Annotated in this window: 15 protein-coding genes; 6 read left to right on the forward strand and 9 right to left on the reverse strand. The window is 63.4% G+C overall.

The window, feature by feature from the left end:
• Nucleotides 1-26: 26 nt before the first annotated feature.
• Complete coding sequence (locus tag IEW17_RS17185; protein ID WP_188563291.1) at nucleotides 27-2,855, reverse strand: alpha/beta hydrolase family protein; 2,829 nt, start codon at nucleotides 2,853-2,855, stop codon at nucleotides 27-29.
• Nucleotides 2,856-3,002: 147 nt separating this feature from the next.
• Between IEW17_RS17185 and IEW17_RS17190 the strand changes: the two genes are divergently transcribed.
• Nucleotides 3,003-3,155, forward strand: a complete 153-nt coding sequence (locus tag IEW17_RS17190; RefSeq protein WP_188563292.1) for a hypothetical protein — start codon at nucleotides 3,003-3,005, stop codon at nucleotides 3,153-3,155.
• Between the two features lie 193 nt (nucleotides 3,156-3,348).
• Here IEW17_RS17190 and IEW17_RS17195 read toward each other — a convergent pair whose 3' ends face one another.
• A complete protein-coding gene (locus IEW17_RS17195; RefSeq protein WP_188563293.1) occupies nucleotides 3,349-6,480 on the reverse strand; it encodes a T9SS type A sorting domain-containing protein in 3,132 nt (1,043 codons plus the stop codon).
• 294 nt (nucleotides 6,481-6,774) lie between these two features.
• On the opposite strand from IEW17_RS17195, the gene IEW17_RS21375 reads away from it, so the two are divergent.
• The gene (locus IEW17_RS21375; RefSeq protein ID WP_188563294.1) at nucleotides 6,775-6,921 is read left to right on the forward strand and encodes a hypothetical protein; all 147 of its coding nucleotides are present in this window, start codon (nucleotides 6,775-6,777) and stop codon (nucleotides 6,919-6,921) included.
• A 425-nt stretch (nucleotides 6,922-7,346) separates the two neighbouring features.
• The gene (locus IEW17_RS17205) at nucleotides 7,347-7,562 is read left to right on the forward strand and encodes a hypothetical protein (RefSeq protein WP_188563295.1); all 216 of its coding nucleotides are present in this window, start codon (nucleotides 7,347-7,349) and stop codon (nucleotides 7,560-7,562) included.
• Between the two features lie 137 nt (nucleotides 7,563-7,699).
• Here the strand turns inward: IEW17_RS17205 and IEW17_RS17210 are convergent, their stop codons facing one another.
• The 5 genes from IEW17_RS17210 to IEW17_RS17230 all read right to left on the reverse strand — a co-directional run bounded on the left by IEW17_RS17210 (nucleotide 7,700) and on the right by IEW17_RS17230 (nucleotide 13,012).
• On the reverse strand, nucleotides 7,700-7,876 hold the full coding sequence (locus tag IEW17_RS17210; protein ID WP_188563296.1) for a hypothetical protein: 177 nt from the start codon (nucleotides 7,874-7,876) through the stop codon (nucleotides 7,700-7,702).
• A gap of 184 nt (nucleotides 7,877-8,060) precedes the next feature.
• On the reverse strand, nucleotides 8,061-8,894 hold the full coding sequence (locus IEW17_RS17215; RefSeq protein ID WP_188563297.1) for a tetratricopeptide repeat protein: 834 nt from the start codon (nucleotides 8,892-8,894) through the stop codon (nucleotides 8,061-8,063).
• Entirely contained in the window at nucleotides 8,891-9,460 is a 570-nt protein-coding gene (locus tag IEW17_RS17220; RefSeq protein ID WP_188563298.1) for a hypothetical protein, read from the reverse strand. Before IEW17_RS17220 ends, IEW17_RS17215 begins: the two co-directional genes overlap by 4 nt.
• 93 nt (nucleotides 9,461-9,553) lie before the next feature.
• Entirely contained in the window at nucleotides 9,554-12,085 is a 2,532-nt protein-coding gene (locus IEW17_RS17225; protein ID WP_229749091.1) for an ABC transporter permease, read from the reverse strand.
• 237 nt (nucleotides 12,086-12,322) lie between these two features.
• Complete coding sequence (locus IEW17_RS17230) at nucleotides 12,323-13,012, reverse strand: ABC transporter ATP-binding protein (protein ID WP_188563299.1); 690 nt, start codon at nucleotides 13,010-13,012, stop codon at nucleotides 12,323-12,325.
• 202 nt (nucleotides 13,013-13,214) lie between these two features.
• Here IEW17_RS17230 and IEW17_RS17235 point away from each other — a divergent pair, with 202 nt between their 5' ends.
• The gene (locus tag IEW17_RS17235) at nucleotides 13,215-13,898 is read left to right on the forward strand and encodes an arylesterase (protein WP_188563300.1); all 684 of its coding nucleotides are present in this window, start codon (nucleotides 13,215-13,217) and stop codon (nucleotides 13,896-13,898) included.
• 10 nt (nucleotides 13,899-13,908) lie between these two features.
• Here the strand turns inward: IEW17_RS17235 and IEW17_RS17240 are convergent, their stop codons facing one another.
• On the reverse strand, nucleotides 13,909-14,136 hold the full coding sequence (locus tag IEW17_RS17240) for a hypothetical protein (RefSeq protein ID WP_188563301.1): 228 nt from the start codon (nucleotides 14,134-14,136) through the stop codon (nucleotides 13,909-13,911).
• 105 nt (nucleotides 14,137-14,241) lie between these two features.
• Here IEW17_RS17240 and murI point away from each other — a divergent pair, with 105 nt between their 5' ends.
• Together murI and IEW17_RS17250 are read left to right on the forward strand one after the other, a co-directional pair.
• A complete protein-coding gene (gene murI / locus IEW17_RS17245) occupies nucleotides 14,242-15,096 on the forward strand; it encodes a glutamate racemase (RefSeq protein WP_188563302.1) in 855 nt (284 codons plus the stop codon).
• A gap of 172 nt (nucleotides 15,097-15,268) precedes the next feature.
• Entirely contained in the window at nucleotides 15,269-18,304 is a 3,036-nt protein-coding gene (locus tag IEW17_RS17250; protein WP_229749092.1) for a beta strand repeat-containing protein, read from the forward strand.
• A gap of 289 nt (nucleotides 18,305-18,593) precedes the next feature.
• Here IEW17_RS17250 and IEW17_RS17255 read toward each other — a convergent pair whose 3' ends face one another.
• Nucleotides 18,594-20,360: a hypothetical protein gene (locus IEW17_RS17255; protein ID WP_188563304.1), complete on the reverse strand. Its 1,767-nt coding sequence runs from the start codon at nucleotides 20,358-20,360 to the stop codon at nucleotides 18,594-18,596.
• Between the last annotated feature and the right edge of the window lie 72 nt (nucleotides 20,361-20,432).

Raw genomic sequence — 20,432 nt, forward strand, 5'->3', positions numbered from 1 at the left:
CATCGACTCCGAAACCGCGTTAGCTGCTACAGCCCGTTTCGCTGCGACGTTTCCAGGCCCCAGTTCCGGCCTTTCTCCACGGCGGGCACGCCCTTCTCCAGCCACACCGGGGCGGGCGCGCCTTTCAGGTAGTGGTCGAAGAACTGCAGCTCCCGAATGGAAATGTCCTTGCGGTTTTCGCGCTTCACCAGGTTGTGGGCCTCGCCGTTGTATTGCAGCAGCCACACGGGCTTGCCCAGGCGGCGCAGGTCGGTGAACATCTCGATGCCCTGGTACCACGGCACGGCGCCGTCGGCGTCGTTCGACATGATGACCACGGGCGTCTGCACCTTGGGCAGCTGGAACAGCGGCGAGTTGCGGATGTAGAGGTCGGGCTTTTCCCAGAGCGTGCCGCCGATGCGGCTCTGGGTGCGCTCGTACTGAAACTGCCGGCTCATGCCCGATTCCCAGCGGATGCCGCCGTAGGCCGAAGTCATGTTCACGACCGGCGCGCCGGCCCAGGCGGCGGCGTACATATTGGTTTGCGTGATGAGGTAGGCCACCTGGTAGCCGCCCCAGCTCTGGCCCTGGATGCCGATGTGCGCGGCATCGACCCAGCTGTTTTTCTTGAGGTCTTCCACGCCGGAATTGATGAACTCCACCGCCGACGGACCGGGCTCGCCGATGGTGTAGCTGATGTCGGGCGTGAACACAAGGTAGCCGTTGCTGGCAAACATGGCAATGTCGAGCTTCGAGGGCGACGGCGCGGGCGCCTGATACCGGTAGATGCCGTCCGACAGCTTCTCGTAGAAATACGCCACCATCGGGTACTTCTTATTCGGGTCGAAATTCTCGGGCTTGTACAGCACGCCGGTGGCTTTGAAGCCTTTCGGGGTGGTCCAGTGCACCAGCTCGGCCGTGAACCAGTTGTAGTCCTGCTGCTGGGCGTTGATGGTGCTGAGCTGGATTTCCTTCTTCAGGTCGCCGCTCACGTACACGTCGGCCGGCCGGCTCACGCTGGATTTCGTGTAGATGAAGCTGCCGGCGTTTTTGGCCTTGTCCAGCGTCGAGTAGCTCATCGGGGCCATCGCCACCAGCTCCGGACTTTTGGTGCCGGCAATGCCTTTTTTGTAATAGCCCCAGGTTTTATCCACCTCGTTTTGGGCCTGCAGCAGCAGTTCCTCTTTGGGCTCGATAAACTTTTGCTTGGCCACCGGCAGGCGGTAGCGGAATTTCAATTTATTCTGGCGGCCCACGCCGTTGGTGAAATTCACGGCGAGGCCGGTTTTGGGGTTGATTTTCCAGATATCGTACCGGTCGTAAATCAGCACGGCTTCGTCGTTCTTGGTCCAGGCGGCCAGGCCGTAGGGGTCGGGGTCGGTGGGCGAGTCGTTCTCCTCGTCGGTGAAGGATACGCCGGCTTTTTGGGTTAGGTTAACGGTTTTGCGCGTGGCCACTGCGAAGGCAAACCAGGCCTTGGCCGCGTCGTCGTACCACACGGCGTAGTCGCCGTGCGGCGAAATCTGGAAGCGGCTTTTGGCCGCTTTGGAGTTGATGGCAATGCGCTCGCCGGTGCGCGTCGAAACCAGGTAGGCCTGCTTGCGGGTGCTGCCTTCCCACTGCATCGACACCCGCTTGGCGGTGTCCGTCACGGCCAGCACGTACTCGGTGTTGGTGTTCTCGGCCAGGTAAGAATCGCGCAGGTACTCGTCTTCCAATTGGATGAATTTGTTGGCCTGCTTGGGGTAAATCACCGCCTGGTAATTCCGCTGCAAGTCCTTTTTCAGGTTCTTGAGCTGCATGGGCTGCAGGTAGTCGTCCTTGTAGTTCCAGATGTCGAGCTTGGCGTGCTCAAACTCCACCAGCGTAGTATCCTGCGGAATGGGGTCGGGCGCGGTGCCGAAGTACAGCTTCTCGCCATTTTCACTGAACACGATTTTGCCAAATCCGCTCGGCGACCAGCCCGTTTTCAAAACCTTGTCGCCGGGCCGCACCAAAACAGCCGCGCTGTCGGCTCCAAAGTCCGAGTAATACAGGCTGAAAGGCTTCACCAGCGCTTTTTCAGCATGTTTTTCGGCGGTGAACGCCAGCTGCCGGCCCGCGTCGTCAAACGCCAGGTTCTTATACACGCCCTTGCCCGCGCTTAGCTTTTTGAGGTTGCCAGCGGCCAAATCGAACGCGAACAAGCCTGATTGCACGACTTTGCTGTTCTTCGGAGCCAGCACGGCAAACGCCGTCCGGTTGCCCAGCTTGCTGATTTGATACTCGGTAACCGAGGCGAATTCGCGCGCTTTGCCGGTTAACAGGTTTAGCACGGTGAGGGGTGCCCCGGCTTTGTTGGCTTCAAGCAGGCCGTCGGTAAGCTTCTTCAGCGTATCGGCCGGGGCTTTGGGCTTGGGGTCCTTCACCAGCGGCTTGGTGCCCAGAAAGGCCAGCACCGACGCTTTTTCGGCCAACTGGAACGACTTCACGTTGGCGTACTTGGTGAGCTTGCCGGTTTCCAGGGCGTAGATGCCCAGCGAATCCTTGGGCATGTCGTCGGGCTTTTTCTTCTTGATTTTGGCCTGACGCACCAACTGGTAAGGTGGCTTGATGGGAAACACCACGTAGCGCGAATCAGCTGAGAATACGGCCGAGTCGCCGCGACTAATCTTGGCCAGCGGGCGGTTACCGGCCGTTTTGATGTGCAGCGTGCCATCGCCCTGCTGGGGCTTCACCTGAAACAGCACGTACTTGCCGTTGTTGCTTATTTTCTGGTTGACAACGCTTTCCCACTTATCGTACACCGAGTGGTCGAGCGGTTTTTTGGCAACCTGCTGCGCCACGGCCGGCCGCAGGCCAATTAAACAGGCAAAAAGGAGAGCTAGCTTGTGCATGTAGCAGTTGGTTTAGTCTCAAATATACTGCTGCACCAGGTTCGGTTCCCTGCCAATTGGAGCTAAAGGACTGTGCCTACCCCGCCGCACTTCGCCACCAGCAGCCCCTTCCGCAGTAAGCGGGGCAATATCTTTCCATGGATGAGCATGGACGGCCACGACTGCACGGACAACCCCAGCCACGAGTTCATCGGGCCAGCACTTGCCGAAAAACAGGGTCACGGGCTCGCCGTGCTCATTGGTGAAGAAGGTGACATCATCGCCTTCATACACGTCGTCGATGCTGGTGCAGGGCTTTAATAGTCTGCTCAGTTTTCCGTCTGCTGTTTGAGTTAGCTAAAATCATTCTGAAACGGTCATGCTGAGCTTGTCGAAGCATCTCTACCGCTTCATTGCACCGGCTCAAGCGAAGCGGTAGAGATGCTTCGACAAGCTCAGCATGACCGTTTTATTAACTCAAACAACTTCCAAGGAAAGCACTTTTGGCTAATATCTAATTCACCACAAGTTTTTTCACCACTACACCCGCTTCGGTTTGCAGGCGCAGCAAGTACAGGCCCGCGGGCACCGCTGCCAGTGGCAGCTGGTGCGCGGCGGCACCGGCGGGCAGCTGCTGCCGGACCACCACCCGACCCAATCCGTCGAACAGGATGGCCGACACCGGAGAGTGGCGAAGCGCGGCCGGTAGCTCCACTGTCACCGACGTGGTGGCCGGGTTGGGGTACAGCGCTACCTGACGGGCCAGACTGGCCGCTACCGCTCCCAGCACCCCCGCCTGCTGCGCAAACAACAGCTCAAAGCGCGGGGCCGTGGCCGAGGCGTCCAGGGTGAAGGCGTAGCGGGGCTGCTGCTGCAAGTCGATGAGGACGCCGGCCTGGCGGTCGCGCAAGTACACGCGGGTACCGGCCGGCAGGTTTAGCAGCTGGGCGGCTTCCAGGGTATAGGCTCCGGTGGCGGGGCCCCACACGGCCAGTGGCACGGTCAGGTCGGGGGTGCCGGGCACCAGCAGCGGGCGGCCGTCGATGGCCAGCTCAGTGCCGGCCACCTGGGTGGCCAGGTTCAACCCGGTGGTGTTGGGCAGCTTCACGGCATCAAACTGAGCGTCGACGCCGGCGGTGGCGCCGGTTTCAAAGTACACGTACAGGTTGTCGCGCAGCCCACTGCTGGATGCCTGCAGTGCGAGCTGCACCTGCGGCCGCAGGTCGGCGGTGGTCCGCTGCATGGCGGTGGCGTCGAAGCCGGTCAGCCGTTGGCTGTTGCGGAAGGTGAAGCCGCCGCTGGTTTGGCCCGCGCTCACCCGTACAAAAAAGCCCTGCCCCACCGGCACCACGGGGTTGCCGCCCAGGCCGTTGGCGAAGGTGCGGTACTGCCCGGCGTAGCGGTCGGCCGTTTCGAACACGTAGCTGGCCCCGTCGAGATTGGGGCGGTCGGCCGCGGCCACGGCGTTCAGGGCGAGCGGCGCCGGGTAGGGGTTGCCCAGCAGGGCCCAGCCCGCACTGGCGGCCGTGGCCCCGGTGTTGCGGCTCAGGCCCACGGTCTGGTCGCCGTTGTTGAGGGTACCCACAAAATCCACCAGCTCGCCGCCGCCGATTTGTACGGTGTAGCCCCGGCCTACCGCGAGGGCATCGGTGGAAGCCGCCAGCGAAAACCAGCCCTGGTCGAAGGGCGTCAGGTTGCTGGTCACGGTGGCCAGCCGTGCCTGGTCGTAGCCGTACACCGTGGGGAAGGGCGACACGGTGCCGGGGATGGGCGAGGTGTTGTAGGTGAGATTCAGCACCGGCGCGAAGCCGGCCGTGACCAGGTCGGCCACGGTGGTGTTGCGCACCGGGGCGCTGTAGTGACGGTAGCCCAGGCCCGGGTTCAGGCGGGGGTCGAGGTAGCGCTGCACGGTGGCGTTGCCGCTCACCACCCCGTTGCTGTTCACGACCAGGGCCGTACCGCCCGGCCCGGAAAGTAGGGTAAATGCGTTGCCGTTCGTGCTCAGGTTGGCCCCCAGGGTCAGCACTCGTTGCAGGGCCGTTGGCCCGCTGAGCATGGCCCCGGCAGTGCCCACGCTCAGGTTCCAGAAGCGCGCCTCGCGGGCACCGCCCACGGCCTGCGGGGCCGTTCCGCTCAGGGCCACCGTGCCGCCGGTGGCGGTGTAGGCGCCGTTGGTAACGAAGGCCCCTTTCAAATCAAGCGTGGCACCGGCTTGGTTCAGTTGGCCGTCGGCGTCCAAGGTCAGGGTTTTGGCCGTGGGCACGCCAGTTGTAAGCAGCGGGTAGCGCGGGGCACCGGCCGGAATCAGGGCGTCGAGCGTGGGGGTGGGCACGCCGCCGGTCCAGTTGTTGGCGTCGAACCAGTCGGTGCTCACGCTGCCGTTCCAGATGACCACGGGGCCGGTGGTGGTGAAAGCCACTACGTTGCTGTAGGCCGTGCCGGCCGTGCTGATGGCGTAGGCCCGCACGTAGTAAGTGGTGGAAAGCGTGAGCCCCGACGCGGTGGCCGAAAAGCTGCCCGTGCCGCTGCCCAGCACCAGTTGCGTGGCGCTGCCAATGGTCGGCACCGCGTTGGTGGCACTGTACACCACGCCGCGCTCGGTCACGCCCGCGCCGCCGGTTTGCGTCACGGTACCGCCGAGGGTGGCCGAAGTCGAGGTGAGGGCGCTGGCCGCGCCCGTCACCACGGTGGCTACCGTGGGCGTGGCCAGGGCCGTGATGTCGCTGCCAACGGGATAGTTGCCGATTTGCGCCCCGGTGGTCAGGTTTATCACCCGAATACCCCGGCTCACGGTTTGCCCTTCGTAAATAAACGCCCGGTTGTTGCCCGCGTCCAGCCCCAGGTGCTGGGGCGAATTGGTAACGGACGAGGCTACTAACGCGGCGCCACTGCCGTCGGGTCGGAAGCGGCGGAGGGCGTCAGCCGCGTTCTGGGCGTTCGCCGCGCCAGACGTGAGGTAGTAAATGAAGTTCGAGCCCTGGTCGTACTCCAATCCCGTCACGCGCTCCGTCACGGCCGTGGTGCGCGTCGGGGCATAGCTCGCGAAGCTCAGGGCGTTGATGACCCGCGCACCGGGGGCATCGTCGTAGAAATACAGCTCCCCGCCGCCCACGTTCAGCACCAGCAGCTGCGGGGCCGCGGCCAGCGACGGCTTGAGCACCTGGGTGCCGGTGCCATCGGCGTGCACGCGGCTCAGCGCGTCGGCCGCTTCCACCACTGCGTCGTCGGGGCCCGCGGTGAGGTAATAAAGGTAGTCGGCCGCCGCGTCGTAGCGCATGGCCGTCACGGCCCCGTTCACCGCAAAGGAGCGAATGAGAGCCCCAGTGCTCATGTTCAACACCTTGATGGCGCGGTTGGCGGGCACCGACTCGTAGATGAAGGCGCGGGTGGCGTCGCCGTCGAGCGCCAGCAGAAAGGGCGAGCCGGTGATGGCCGAGGCAATGACCACGGGGTTGTTGCCGTCGTAGTTGATGCGCGTGAGGGCGTCGTCGCTGGTGGTGGTGCCACCGGGGTTGCTGCCGCCGCTGCCCGCCGTGAGGTAAAAGACTTGGGCCCGGCCGGGGGCGGCCAGGCCCAATAGCAGCGCCAGCAGCCCTACGGTGTACCAAGAGTTGTCGATACGCGCGAAAGGGTAGAATCTTTTCATGAGTAGTTTGGGAAAGGGACGCGTCAATAAAGCGGTAACCGTGGGTGGAATACTTACTTATTGTCAGATAAGCAGTATGAAACAGGCAGCTGGGTGGAAGCCTGCTTTTTGGTTCTCATTGTGTACCTGAAATCCAACTTCTGCAGGCTCTTAGCGGCAGGCAAGGCCATATTTAACCGCTGTCAAAGTTCCCCCTCAGCTACCATACGCCCTATTCCGCGCTCTACCCTAAATGCGGTATATGCCAAAGAGTCCCGGCCGCGCAAGCAGCCGGGACTCTTTGGCGTGTAACAGTTGCTCCTGTCTCAGGGCCGCCACGCCGGGCAGCTCCTTGCCCTCTATGTGTTCAAGCAGAGTACCGCCGCCGCCGATGCAGCTCATTTGCTCGCCGAAACCCATTTGCCGCACGGCTACGGCCGGGTCGTCGCCACCGATAACTGATTACGCCCCGGCGGCCGTAGCCCTGGCAATGGCGCGGGCCACAGATTCGCCCTGAGCTCGCTGACTGGCCGCCCGGGCCCACGGGGCACTTCCATTTCACCAAGTGGACAGCCGATTGCAGCCGGGTTCAGTTCAATGGATGCTTGACTATCGGGGCCCGCGAACGCGAGAAAAAAACGCGCAGCCCACGGCGGCTGTCCGCGAGACGCAAAGCAAAAAAAAACGGCCACCAGCCCGGCCCGCGTGGGCTACCAGGCGGGCAAGCGCCGCAAGGGCCGCTAGCATTTTTTTTAATTGACACGCAGAGCAACTGGCTGGCCAGTGGCGTGGGAACGGCTAATTGCCCCGACGGAGCTATGACGGCGCGGATGTGAGACGCCCCGGCGCTGGGAAACGAGTTACCGGACCGGCTATCAACGGTGTTCGTGGCCGGTTCTCCTGGCTGGCGCTACCGCCAACACTTGGCCCGGCGGAGCGTGCGGGCCGAGATGCCCAGCGGAGTAGTGGCCGACAAGGGACGCTTTTTCATCCACGCTAAACGCTGGGCGGTCAAACGGCGCGTCGCCTGGGCCGGCCCCAACTGCCGCCTGGCCAAAAACTACGGGTACAAAACCAGCTACGCCAAGTCAGGCTACATATAGCTGATATTTAGCGTATTGATTAAGCAAGCAGACCCGAATAACCAGGCCAAGCGTAATAGGCTACGCAGGCACGGTCAGCGCAAATGCACTTAGCGGAGCCCCGTCCATCACAGTCGCAATTGGGCAATCGAAGGCGATTAACCGGCGGCATGCCGTCCCCGGTGCGGATTGGAGGCAATGCGGCTGGCAGAACCCAGTGGTGCTGTTGAACGCGAGTTGATGAGTTCCTGCCGCAGCTGCAGCATGTGGGCCTGGCGCTCGGCCTGTTTGCGCACAACGTACGCTTGGTACGCCTGTTCGAAAGCTGTATTCATGCTGAAATGTATGAATAAATAACAAATATTCTGCGAATTTTATTATTTATTTTTAACTAACTCACCTGTAAGCCTCCGTAGCGCCTTTTAGCTCGTGGTCCGTAGCACCTCCACCGGCGAGCGGCGCAGCGCGTCGCGGCTGTTGCGCAGCCCGATGCCGGCTACCTGCTCGCCGTGGCATGGTTTATTTCAAGCTTGACAGCGCCGTTTGGATATCGACGAGGTATACTTTGTCCAGGGTTTCGCAGTAGTCGTTGTGGCGGTAGTGTCCTTGCTGAAACAGGGTTTTAGCCAGTACGAAACGTTGACGGGCCAGCGCTGTTTTTTTCTGTTTCTGATAGACCAGGCCGAGGTAGTACTCGGTGTCTGCCAGCCGCTTAATTTGCTGCTGCTGGCGCTGCAAATCCAATAAGGCACCCGCGTTGTCGCCTTGCCGAAGTCGGGTCACGCCCCGGTGCAGGTAGTCGTAGAGGCCAACGCGCTGCTGCGCTTCGTTGGCTGCGATGCACTGGTCGAACACGGCCAACGCCCCGGTCGGGTCGCCTTGTTCGCGCTTGCAGAGCGCCAGCACGATGCGTAGGTCGTAGTCGCCGTTGGCGCTGAAGCCGGGGTTGCTGCGGGTCAGGGCCATGAGTCGGGTCAGGTCGGCTTGGGCTCCGGCGTAGTCGTGCAGAAACTCGAAGCGGCACCAGCCCCGGTAGCCCAGGTGTTGCGCGGGCTGGAGCTGCACGGCGTGGTCGATGAGGCGTTTCCAAGTGCCAAATTCGCCCCTTTTCAGGTAGGGCACGGCTTTTTCGCGCCAGGCGGGCGCAAACGTCGGGCACAGCGCCAGCATCTCGTCGAAGTACTGCTGCGACCGGGCACTGCCCTGGGCGGTGGCCTCCCGGGCGGGCGACTGGTACAAGTCACAGGCTAGTCGGCAAGAGGTGCCGGCAGGGTAGATGGTGCAGTTCACGTCCTGGGCGTGGTCCGGCAGGGACAACAAGAGGCCGGCGGCGGCGGCAAGTAAGCTTCTCATGGGAGCACGTCCACCACGCGGCCGTGGCTGATTTTGAGTAAGAGGTAATAATAGCTGTCCAGCGCTTCGCCGTGGTGGGCATCGGGCCCGGTAAATTTGCCGGGTACCCAGGCGCGTAGGGCTTTGGCGCGGCCAAGCAGCGCCGCCACCAGCGCCGGGCCGAAGCGCGCCGGCTGGTAAGCGGCATCAATTTGCGTAACCCGAAACCGGTCGGTTTCGCCGTGGCAGTTGATGAGGAACCGAATGGTGACGTAGCCATTCTGTGCGCCGGTGCTGCGGGGCATGGCGGCTCGCACAAATTGCTGCCGCAGCGCTTGGGTTCCGCCCGTGTAAGCCGTTTGGCTTTGGTAGTACTGCGGCACGTCGTACTGGCCCTCGCCACAGCGCTGGAAGCTGGAGCGGTCGGTGGCAGGGTCAAAGGCAATATCCCCGACACTAGCGGCCGGGTTAGAGGGCGGTGCTGCTCGTTGGGCCAATGCTAGTACTGTGCTGAAACAGAAAAATACGGCACCCAGCGCCAACGCCCGCAACACGAGCTTCTGCTCAATGGAAAAGTTTGGGTTCATCAAATTGCGCAAATAAGGAGCGGGCATTTGCTAATGCGTCGCCAAAATAATTAGCGAAAAAGCCAAAGAGGAAAGGTACACCGCCGCTCACCCTCACCCTTCGGCCCGCAATACTTCCAGCGGTGAGCGGCGTAGCACGTCGCGGCTATTGAGCAGGCCGATGCCCGCCGTGAGCGCCGTGACCAGTGCCGCCAGGCCCAGCAGCGGCAGAACAGCCGGCCCGAAGCTGGCTTCGAACACGAATACGGCCAGCGCCCAGGCCGCCAGCACGGCCAGCCCGATGCCGGCCAGCGCCGCCAGCAGCCCCAGCAGGCCGTACTCCACCAGCGTGATGCGCAGAATCTGGGCCCGGCTGGCCCCCAGCGTGCGCAGCAGCACGCTTTCGCGCACCCGCTGGTAGCGGCTGATGACCACCGAGCTGCTCAGCACCAACAGCCCGGTGAGGATGCTGAACCCGGCCATGAAGCGAATTACGAAGGAGATTTTGTCCACGATGTCGTCGAGGGTTCGCAGAATAAGGCCCAGGTCGATGGCCGACACGTTTGGGAACTGGCGTACCAGCGCCTGCTGCACGGCGGCCAGTGCGGCCGTGCTACCCGTGCGCGTGAGCACCACCTGGAACTGCGGGGCCGTTTCGAGCACCCCGACCGGAAATATCACCAGGAAACTCGGCTGCACCCGGCTGCGGTCTATTTCCCGCGTGCCGCCGATGATGGTGCGCAGGGGCGCGCCCTGCACGTTGAAATCGAGTGTGTCGCCGAGCTTGAGCTTGACGCGCTCCAGATAGCCGGTTTCAACCGAGATGCGCGGCACGCCATCGGCACCCAAGGTAGGGCGGGTACCGGAGGTCAGCTTTTCGGACGAATTCAGCGAGTCGCGATACGTCACGCGGTACTCGCGGGTGAGGGCCCAGGCGGGGATGCCGTTGGCGGTATCTTTTTTCAGAACCGATACCGGGCGGCGGTTGATGGCCGTCAGGCGCATGGTCACTATGGGTACGCGCTGGAGCACGGGCAGCTTTTGGGCCGTCAGCAATGCTTCGACGCCGGCCCGCTGCTCGGGCTGAATATCGAACAGCACCAGGTTGGCCGCCGATTTCTGCCCGGCAATCTGCACCCGGCCCAGCAGCATGGCTTGGGTGAGGAAAAGCGTGGCCAGCAAAAACGTGCCCAGCCCGATGGACGTCACCAGGGTCAGGGTCTGGTTTTGGGGCCGATACAGATTCGCCAAACCCTGCCGCCACACGTAGCCCCAGCCGGCCGGGAAGAAACGCCGCACCGCTCCCATCAGCAGGCGGCCCAGCCCGGCCAGCGCCGCGAAGGCGGCCAGCAGCCCCGCCCCAAAGCCCAGGGTCAGCTTCCAGTCGCGCGTTTGCCCGTAGGCGAAGACCAGAATAAACACGCTGATAACGCCAATAACGAGGCCCCGCAGCGGGTCGGGGGCGGCGGTATCGTCCTCAAATGCCGTGCGCAGCACCCGCAGCGGCGACACGCGCCGGATGCTCAGCAGCGGCAGCAGCGCAAAAAGCACCGCCATTAGCAGCCCCGTGACCAGCCCCGTGGCAATGGCAGGCCACGACACACTCACGGTAATATCAACCGGCAAAAAATCGCCCAGCACCCGCGGCAGCAAGCCCTGCACGGCCGCCCCCAGGCCCGCGCCCAGCACCGCGCCCACCAGCCCGAGGCCGGCCGTTTGAATCAAATAAATAAGTAGCGCCTGCCGGCCGCTGGCCCCCAGGCAGCGCAACACCGCCACGGCCGCCAGCTTTTCGCGCACGTAGAGATTCACGGCGCTGGCCACGCCCACGCAGCCGAGCAGCAGCGCCACAAAAGCCACCAGGCTCAGGTAGCGGGTGAGGTCGGCGAAGGCGCGGCCGGTTTGCTGTTGGCGGCTGGCCACGGTATCGGTGTCGATATCGGCCGCGTCGAGGCGGGCTTGCAGGGTTTTGAGGAGGGCGGCAACGTCGGTACCCGGCGCGAAGCGGTAGCTGCGGGTGTACTTCACCCGGCTGCCGCGCTGCACCAGGCCGGTGGCCGTGACCTGGGCCAGCGGCAGAAACACGGTGGGCGCGACCGCCGTGGTGATGCCGGACTGCCCCGGCGTCTTCAGCACCCGCCCGATGATGGGCAGCGTGACTTGTCCTACCTGCACCGAATCGCCGATTTTGGCTCCGAACTGCACCAGTAATACATCGTCAACCAACGCGCCGGGAGCGGCGGTCGTGTCGGCGAAGCGTTGGGCGGCGGCTTTGGGCTCCGTGTCCCAATCGCCGTAGAAAAAGCCCCCATCCCGCGCTCGCACCTGGGCCAGCCGCGTGCCCTTGCCCGGCCGGAACTGCACCAGCGAGGCAAAGGAAACTTCCCGCGTTCGGGCGGCTCCGAGCTTGCTTAGCGCGGGCTCCAGCTTAGGTTCGAAGGGCTGGTTGGCGCTCAGCACCAGGTCGGCTCCCAGCAGCTCCCGCGCCTGCTCGCTGATACTGCGGGCCAGGTTGTCGCCAAAGGAATTGATGCCCACCAGCGCCGCGATGCCCAGGATAATGCTGGCCATGAACAGCAGCAGCCGCGCCCGGCTGCGGCGCGAGTCGCGCCACGCCATGCGGAAGAGCCAGGATGTATTAGTCATTAATTTGTGGTCTGGTAGATAAATTGAAGCTGTTTAATAATTTGTCAGTCGGTCATGCCGAGCGCAGCCGAGGTATCTCGCTCGCTTCGTTGAACGGCCCGGACGGCCCGACCGAGATGCCTCGGCTGCGCTCGGCATGACGGTCACTTAGTTCTTTTGGATTCCTAAACAGCTTCATTTAAAAGAACGTCATGCTTCGACAAGCGGACGCCAGATGAGCATGACGTTCTGGGGAACTCACCGTTTTTCCGCCATCACTGCTGGTTCCACCACCTTGCCGCCGCGCAGCCGCAGGGTCCGCTGGGTTTTGGCGGCCAGCTCCAAATCGTGGGTCACCAGCACTAGGGTGGTGCCGGCTTCGCGGTTCAGCTCAAAGAGCAGGTTCACTACCCGTTCGCTGGTATCGGGGTCGAGGTTGCCGGTGGGCTCGTCGGCAAAGAGCACGGCCGGGCGGTTGGCGAAGGCGCGGGCCAGACTCACGCGCTGCTGCTCGCCGCCCGAGAGTTGGGCGGGGTAGTGGTGGGCGCGGTCGGCCAGGCCTACGCGGTCGAGCAGGGCCAGGGCCGTTTTCGCCGCGCCACGCTGGCCGCGCAGCTCCAGCGGCACCAGCACGTTTTCGAGGGCCGTGAGGGTGGGCAGGAGCTGAAAGTTCTGGAAGATGAAGCCGACATGCTGGTTGCGCACGGCGGCGCGCTCGTCCTCGCTCAGGTTGTCGAGCTGAATGTTATTGAGCCAGACGCTGCCCGAGGTGGCACGGTCCAATCCGGCGCAGAGGCCCAGCAGCGTGGTTTTGCCCGAGCCCGAGGGGCCAACGATGGCGAAGGTGTCGCCGGCGGCCAGCTCGAAGCTCACGGCGTGCAGCACCGTGAGGGCGTGGCCGGCGCTGGCGTAGGTTTTGGTGAGGTTATCGACGCGGAGAATGCTCATGCGGGAAGGCAATATTGGGTAGAGACGCATATTTGCGGCTCACCGTTGAACGATGACGGGCGTGGGCGAGGACGACGAGACGCAGGAATGCGTCTCCACAGCCAGTCGCTTCACAACCGCGCCGCCGCTCGTTCGTTACCAAAGACGTTGAAACCCCCGGCATGTTTTCCGGCTTTACGGTTTCGTGCTCAAAACGCTGCCTATGAAATTCCGCCATTTCCCGCTCGCTGCCCTGCTGGCCCTGAGTCTCACCGCCTGCAACTCCAGCCCCACGGCCGAGCAAGTACCCGGTGCCGCCACCGCTGCGGCCCCGGCCGCTACGCCCGCCACGGCCGCCAAGCGCCTGCTGTTCTTCGGCAACAGCCTCACGGCCGGCTACGGTGTGGAGCCCGAACAAGCCTTTCCCGCGCTGGTAGGCGATAAAATCGACTCCCTCAAATTAGGCTATGAAGTAGTAAATGCCGGCTTGAGCGGCGAAACCACGGCTGGCGGCCGCAGCCGCGTGGGCTGGATATTGCGCCAGCCAGTGGACGTATTCGTGCTGGAGCTGGGCGGCAACGATGGCCTGCGCGGCCTGCCGCTCTCGGCCACCCGCGCAAACCTGCAAGGCATTATTGATACGGTGCGGCGGCGCAGCCCCGGCGCGCAAATCGTGCTGGCCGGCATGCAGATTCCGCCCAATCTCGGCCAGGCCTACGCCACCGATTTCAAAGCCCTCTACCAGGAAATCGCCACTAAAAACAAGCTGGTGCTGATTCCCTTCCTGCTCGAAGGCGTGGGCGGCGACCGGGCACTGAACCAACCCGATGGCATTCATCCCACGCCAACGGGGCACCGCATTGTGGCCCGCACGGTGTGGGCGGTGCTGCAGCCGTTGCTGAAATAAGCGGCCGGCCCTATATCACGCGCACCACGTCCACGTTCACCTCGTCGCGCAGCAGCTCCAGGTTGCGGTAGGTGCGCGGGCGGCCGTCATCGGTGCCAAGGTCGGGCAGGGCATCGCGGGCGGCGTCGAGGGTGAGCTGGGTGAGCTTGCGCTCGCCGAGGTAGATGGCCACGGGGCGTCCCCGGCTGGCATCATGAGTGGCCAGCGCCTGGTCAATTTCAGATAGAATAGTGCTCATGGGCGGTGAGTGAGCTTGGTGGGGGTGGAAATATAGCGAGGGTTTGTAGGAAACAAGAAATTGAATATGTAAACGGCAGACTCACACCCGGCATACCTTTGCCGCATGACTACTGCTGTTGCTTCCGAGGCCGCTGCTGCGGCCGCGGCCCTGGCCACCCGGCCCATTGGTATGTTCGACTCCGGCATTGGCGGCCTCACGGTGGCGCGGGCCGTGGCCCGGCGCTTGCCCCACGAGCGCATCGTATACTTCGGCGACACGGCCCATTTGCCCTACGGTGAAAAAAGCGCGGCCGCCATCCAAGCCTATTCCGTCAAGATTTGCGACTTGCTGCTGCGCCAGAATTGTAAGTTGATTATGATTGCCTGCAATTCGGCCTCGGCCGCCGCCTACGAACTGGTGCGCGAGTACGTGGGCAGCAAAGCGCGGGTGCTGAACGTGATTGACCCCATTGTGGCGCACCTGGGCCGGGCGTATGCGGGCCGCCGCGTGGGCCTCATCGGCACCAAGCAAACGGTGAATTCAAACGTGTACAAGAAAAAAGTCGACGACCTGGACGCGGGCGTGGATTTGCACTCGTTGGCCACCCCGCTGCTGGTGCCCATGATTGAGGAAGGTTTCTTCAAGAATTCCATCAGCGACGATATTATTGGGGCTTACCTGAGCAACGCCGTCCTGGCCGATATCGACGCCTTGGTACTGGCTTGCACGCACTACCCGCTCATCAAGGAGCAGATTGCCCGCTTCTACGCTGGTCAGGTCGATGTGCTCGATGCCTCCGACGTGGTGGCCGCCGATGCCGAAGCCTACCTGGCAGCCCACCAGCTGCTGGCTCCCGCCTCGGCCAAGCCGCCGGCACACCATTTCTACGTGTCCGATTTCACCCGCTCATTTGAGGAAAGCACCCGGATATTTTTCGAGCAGGAAGTGCACCTGGAACACTATCCGCTGTGGGAATAACGGGCGCACCGGCATCGGTGATGGAGCTGAACGAGTGCGAGCGTTGGGCAAGGTCATAATCCGTAATCTGCTGAATGGGGGCCGGGCGCTACATTTGAAGCGTATTTGGGCGATTGGCTCTATTTCAAAAACTCACTTTTTAAACCTTTCTGTTTTACTCTTTCCCCTTCGTATGAAACACTTTTTCACGACGCGGTTGCTGGCTTGTCTGGCGACACTTATGCTGCTTCTGCCCCTGCTTGGGCAGGCGCAGAACTTGACTCAGGCCGATTTCACGGCCGTCATCGTGCCACAGTACACCAGCAGCGGCACGGCCACGCGGGTGCCGGTGCTGTTCCGGGCCACCGTGAGCAACCTCACGCCGAACACGCTGTACCGCTACTTCAACCAAGCGGGCATCAGCACCGATTTGGGCACTACGACCATGGGAGCCGGCAACCCGTTGCTGATTACGCCCGGGGCCACGCCCGCGGCATCGGCCTATGCCTACACCAGCACCCCGAGCCTAACGTCCACCACCGCGACCAACTACGGCACGTTCACGACCAATGCCGCCGGTACGTACACCGGCTGGTTTGGCTTTCTGAATACCGGCAATGCCCGGTTCACCGCTGGCAATACGGTGTATCCCACCATTGCCCTCGCCCCCGACGCCACGCCCGCAGTAGTGGAAAAGCGTCTGGCCCTCGACCAGACCCTGACGGTGCTGGCCCTCGGCACCGGCACCACCGCCAACGATGCCACTGGCTTCAAAGGCAGCTCGTCGGCCACCCCCAAAAACCTGGTGGCCGTGTACGACAACGTGGCCGGCACCGGCCGCCCGCTGGGCCTGACCGTAGTTGAAGCCATTGCCGCCACGGGGGCTACCGTAGCCAGCGTGCCTGCCTACTACACCGCCGCCGCTGGCGATTGGAATACCCTCATTCCTAATGTACTGCCCAACGGCGTGCGCCGCGTAGAGCAGCGTTCGGTGGTTGACGGTACGCTGGTAGGCTGCGCCTCCGATGCCGACGGCACCTGGCCCAGCGGCGCCAACACCGTGAACCCTGTAACGGGCCTCACGGCCGTGGTGCTCACCGCCACCGATGCCCCGTTGAACACCAGCGCCTGCGGCACCGCGCCCACCGCTACCATCACCGCCACGCCGACCAGCCTCACCGCTTTCTCGACGGTGGTGGGCACGCCTTCGGCTACCCAGACCGTGACCGTGGGCGGCACTACTCTCACCGCTGACATCATCGTATCGGCCCCGGCCGGCTACGAAGTTTCGCTGAGCGCGACCACGGGTTTCGCCGCTTCGGTAACCGTGGTCCAGACCGCCGGTACTGCTGCCAGCACGCCCGTGTACGTACGTTTGGCTGGTACCACGGCCGGCTCGTTTGCCGGCAACGTGACCGTGGCCAGCACCGGCGCTACCACTCAGAACGTGGCCGTGACCGGCACCGTAACTACGGCCGCGACGCCCGTTCCCACCATCACGAGCTTCACGCCCACCAGCGGTCCGGTTGGCACTACCGTAACCGTCACGGGCACGGACTTTACCGGTGCGACCGGTGCTACGCTCAATGGCCTGGCCGTAGCCAACTTCATGGTGATGAGTGCCACTTCGGTGATGTTTGACGTGCCCACCGGCGCTACCAGTGGCACCATTACCGTGACCACTCCCGGCGGCACGGCCACCAGCACTGGTACCTTCACGGTATCGCCCCCGGTGGCAATCCCTACTATCACGTCCATCACGCCCAACGCCCAAGTGGCGGGCGGCCCGGCCGTGACCATCACCATCGCGGGCACGGGCTTCACGCCGGCTTCCACGGTGAACTTCAACGGCGCGAGCTACGCCCAGACCAGCAGTACGGCTACGTCGCTAGTGGTGACCATTCCGGCCAGCGCCGTGGCCACGGCCGGCAGCTACGCCGTGACCGTAACCACCACGGCCGGCACGTCGAACATCAACACGTTCACGGTGAGCAACCCAAGCACGGCCGGTGCTTTCGAGAACTTCGAAACCGGCACTAAGGCCAGCTACGCCGCTGCTTCCGTCACGCTCGCCAGCGGTACCTGGACGTTCTCGGACGCTCTTCTCGGTAACTCGTTTTCCGACCGGTTCAACGGCCTGAAATCGGCCCGCATCCGCGCTGGCTTCATCCGCATGGATTTCGACAAAACCACTGGTGCCGGTACCATCATCGTGAATGCGGCGCTGTACGGCATCGACACGGGTGCTTCGTTCATCCTCGAAAAATCGACGGATGGCGGCGTAACCTTCACCACCGTACCCGGTGCCCCCGCCACGCTGACCAACACGCTCACGCCTTACACCTTCACGGTGAACCAGGCCGGTAACGTGCGTTTCCGCATCACCAACACGCTGGCGACCACGGCGCGCATCAGCATTGATGACATCTCCATCTCGAACTTTACGGCCCCCACCAACCCGGTGCCGACCATCACCAGCATTACGCCGAACACGGCGGTAGTAGGTTCTTCGCCAACCGTAACGCTCATCGGTACTGGCTTCACCGCTGCTTCGGTAGTGAACGTAGACGGTGCGCCTATCCCCAGCACGTTCGTTTCGGCTACGCAGCTAACGGGTACGGTACCAGCCGGTGCTCCGGCTGGCGTGTACAGCGTGACGGTAGTGAATCCCACCCCCGGCGGTGGCACTTCCAACGCTGTGACGTTCACCCTGACCAACCCGGTGCCGACCATCACTAGTTTCACGCCCACCTCGGGCGGTCCCGGCACCACGGTTACCATCACGGGCACCAATCTGCTCGGTGCCACGGCCATCCGCATCGGCACGTTCAACGTGCCGAACTATACGGTGGTATCGGCTACCAGCATCACGTTTGTAGTGCCTAACGGCACGGGCAGCCTCAGCGGCACTATTGCGGTGGTAACGCCCGGCGGTACGGCCACCAGCGCCACGCCCTTCAACCTGGTGTCGGCCACGCTGGCCACCCAGGCGCTGCCCGGCCTCACGGTGTTCCCGAACCCAGCTACTGACCGTATCACGGTGGTGCTGCCGTCGGTTGCTACCGCTACGGTAGCCCTGCGCGACCTAACCGGCCGTATCGTGCTGGCTCCCGCCACGCTGGCGGCTAACCACGTGGTGCGCCTGCCCGCCAGCTTGGCGGCCGGTGTGTACTTGCTGGAGGTTCGTCAAGGCTCGGTAACGGCAGTGCGCCGCGTCGAGAAGAATTAGTCAAACTTCGATTTATAAAAAAGGAGGCCTCTGCTACGGCAGGGGCCTCCTTTTTTGTGGCTATTGAGCAAGCGTGATTTCTGCCTTAAGTAGTGAGCCAAAACTAACCGTGCAGATAGCGCGGCCGGGGGTGAGGTTGGCGGGACCCGTGCGGGGTGGGCACCCTTCTCCTGCGGAGAGAGGAGCCGGTTTTGAACCGTCGGCTGGCACCCCTCTCCGCGGGAGAGGGGCTGGGGGTGAGGTCACATTTGCCGCGCCATCAGCACAGTTGCTTCTGCACGACTACTTACTACAGCTTTTCTTCCAACCACAAATACCCGGCAGCCAACAAGAATAACCCAAAAAACCAGCTAGCCGGCCACGGCTCCGTGATGGTGATTTGAGCTGTTGGAGAAGCCGTGAATGCCGTTGTTCTTTGCGTTACTGCTTGCTGACGTTCCGCTAACTCCGGGCCCAGCCAGGCGGCCGCGGGGTACACATAGAAATTGTGGGTAGCCGGTTTGGGTCCGCGTACCTGATGCCAACCCGCCGCGCCGGGCCAGAACTGCGCCGTGCTCCACTCGGGCAAGCGCGTGTCCTGACGCAGGGCCAGCCGGGCGGCGGGCCCACCCGCCAGCGCCGCTACCGTAGGTGGCGTGGTAGGAAAAGCTGCGGTCAGATGCAACGTAAGCGGCTGCAGTACATGCGGCCAACTGCCGATGCGCCAGGTAGCCGCCACTGCGGCGGGCGGCACAGCCGCCGTTAGCAGCTGGTTCCAGAACGAGGCATACACTGGGGCATGTCCTTGCAGGGCCCACCGGAACGTTTCGGGTACCGCCGAAACTACGGCAAAGCCCAGGCCCACCCGCCGGCTGGCGGCCACCAGCACCCGGTTGGGCCCGGTGATGAGGGGCCGTAGGTTGGGGTGGGACTGGAGCTGGGCCGGCAGCGGGGCGCGGGCCTCGCCGGGCGCATCGGGCCAGCTAAGGGCTGGGAGCGCGGCCGGAGCAGCAGGGCGGGCCCGAACCGTGAAATCGGCGCGGCCGAGCACGGCGCGGGGCAGGGGCGCCGCTTCAGCCAAGGTGATGAGGCCGAGGCGGCCCGCGCTGACCGCGGTTTGCAGCGCCTGGGTTTCGGCAGCAGTAAGGGCGGCTAGCGTGGCCGCATCGGCAATGAGGACTTGGTAACGAGCAAGCAGCGCGGGCGTGAGGCGGTCGAGCGCCAGGGCGGGCTGGTTCACGAAATCAGTTTGGACCAGGCCGCGGCTCACGCTGGTACGCAGGGCCACCGGGTAATGGGCTTCGGCCAGGTAGTTTTTTAGGAACTTGAATTCGAAGGAAGGCGTGGCGGTAAGCAGCAGCACGGCCGGTAGCGCGGACATGGTGATTTCGACCGGAACCGGCTCGGTGCGTATTGGCTGGTTGGGCCGGCGTAGCAGCAGCTCGTAGGTAGCCAGCCCGGCGGCTTTGGGCTGGTAGCGCAGCCGAAAGGCCCCGCTACCGGTGGATAGTTTCACCGAGTCGCTCCCGGTGCCGGCGGCGCGCAGAACCACCCAGGCTGGGCCAGCCCCGGCGGGTGCCGTCACGGAGCCTTCTACTTTTAGAATTTCCCCCAAACTCAGTTTTGCCGGCCAGAACGCCGCGCGGAAACCCGCGAATGGTGCGCCGGGGTGCAGCCGTAGCGGCAGTTGGCCGAGCGTGGGCAGTTCGGCGGCAGCTACGCCTCGGCCCAGTACGTGCAAACGGCGCAGGGCCGGCCGCTGCTCCTTTAGCGTGAGCAGGCTCGCCAGCGGTTTGGCTTTAGCAGGCAATTTTACGTTGCCATACGCCCAGACTGGCGTGCCCGCGCCCAACTGGTGCACTAGCTGCCGCAGGGTGTCGGGTGAATAATTGTCGGTGAGCAGAATGGCTTCGGCTTGCGCGGCGGGCAGGTGGCGCAGCGGTGGAAACGCCGTGAGCCACAACGCGCCCGTGGCTACCGCGCCGGCCAGCATCCGGCCCAGGCGCTGCCGCTGGCGGGGGCGCTGCCAGGCCAGGACCATCAGCCCGAGGCCGAGCAGCAGGCAAAATGCCAGCAAGCCGTAATAAACATGAACTGTGTTAAAAATTAAGGGGTGAGGGTGAGTTTTGAGCTAAAATCAGCTTGATAG

This window comes from Hymenobacter frigidus (assembly GCF_014640435.1).
In the GTDB taxonomy this organism is placed as follows: domain Bacteria; phylum Bacteroidota; class Bacteroidia; order Cytophagales; family Hymenobacteraceae; genus Hymenobacter; species Hymenobacter frigidus.

What these genes read in the sequence shown, in the direction of transcription:
- IEW17_RS17185 (WP_188563291.1), bottom strand. Translation starts at nt 2,855, where the DNA reads ATGCACAAGCTAGCTCTCCTTTTTGCCTGTTTAATTGGCCTGCGGCCG.
- IEW17_RS17190 (WP_188563292.1), top strand. Translation starts at nt 3,003, where the DNA reads ATGGACGGCCACGACTGCACGGACAACCCCAGCCACGAGTTCATCGGG.
- IEW17_RS17195 (WP_188563293.1), bottom strand. Translation starts at nt 6,480, where the DNA reads ATGAAAAGATTCTACCCTTTCGCGCGTATCGACAACTCTTGGTACACC.
- IEW17_RS17210 (WP_188563296.1), bottom strand. Translation starts at nt 7,876, where the DNA reads ATGAATACAGCTTTCGAACAGGCGTACCAAGCGTACGTTGTGCGCAAA.
- IEW17_RS17215 (WP_188563297.1), bottom strand. Translation starts at nt 8,894, where the DNA reads ATGAGAAGCTTACTTGCCGCCGCCGCCGGCCTCTTGTTGTCCCTGCCG.
- IEW17_RS17220 (WP_188563298.1), bottom strand. Translation starts at nt 9,460, where the DNA reads ATGAACCCAAACTTTTCCATTGAGCAGAAGCTCGTGTTGCGGGCGTTG.
- IEW17_RS17225 (WP_229749091.1), bottom strand. Translation starts at nt 12,085, where the DNA reads ATGACTAATACATCCTGGCTCTTCCGCATGGCGTGGCGCGACTCGCGC.
- IEW17_RS17230 (WP_188563299.1), bottom strand. Translation starts at nt 13,012, where the DNA reads ATGAGCATTCTCCGCGTCGATAACCTCACCAAAACCTACGCCAGCGCC.
- IEW17_RS17235 (WP_188563300.1), top strand. Translation starts at nt 13,215, where the DNA reads ATGAAATTCCGCCATTTCCCGCTCGCTGCCCTGCTGGCCCTGAGTCTC.
- IEW17_RS17240 (WP_188563301.1), bottom strand. Translation starts at nt 14,136, where the DNA reads ATGAGCACTATTCTATCTGAAATTGACCAGGCGCTGGCCACTCATGAT.
- murI (WP_188563302.1), top strand. Translation starts at nt 14,242, where the DNA reads ATGACTACTGCTGTTGCTTCCGAGGCCGCTGCTGCGGCCGCGGCCCTG.
- IEW17_RS17250 (WP_229749092.1), top strand. Translation starts at nt 15,269, where the DNA reads ATGAAACACTTTTTCACGACGCGGTTGCTGGCTTGTCTGGCGACACTT.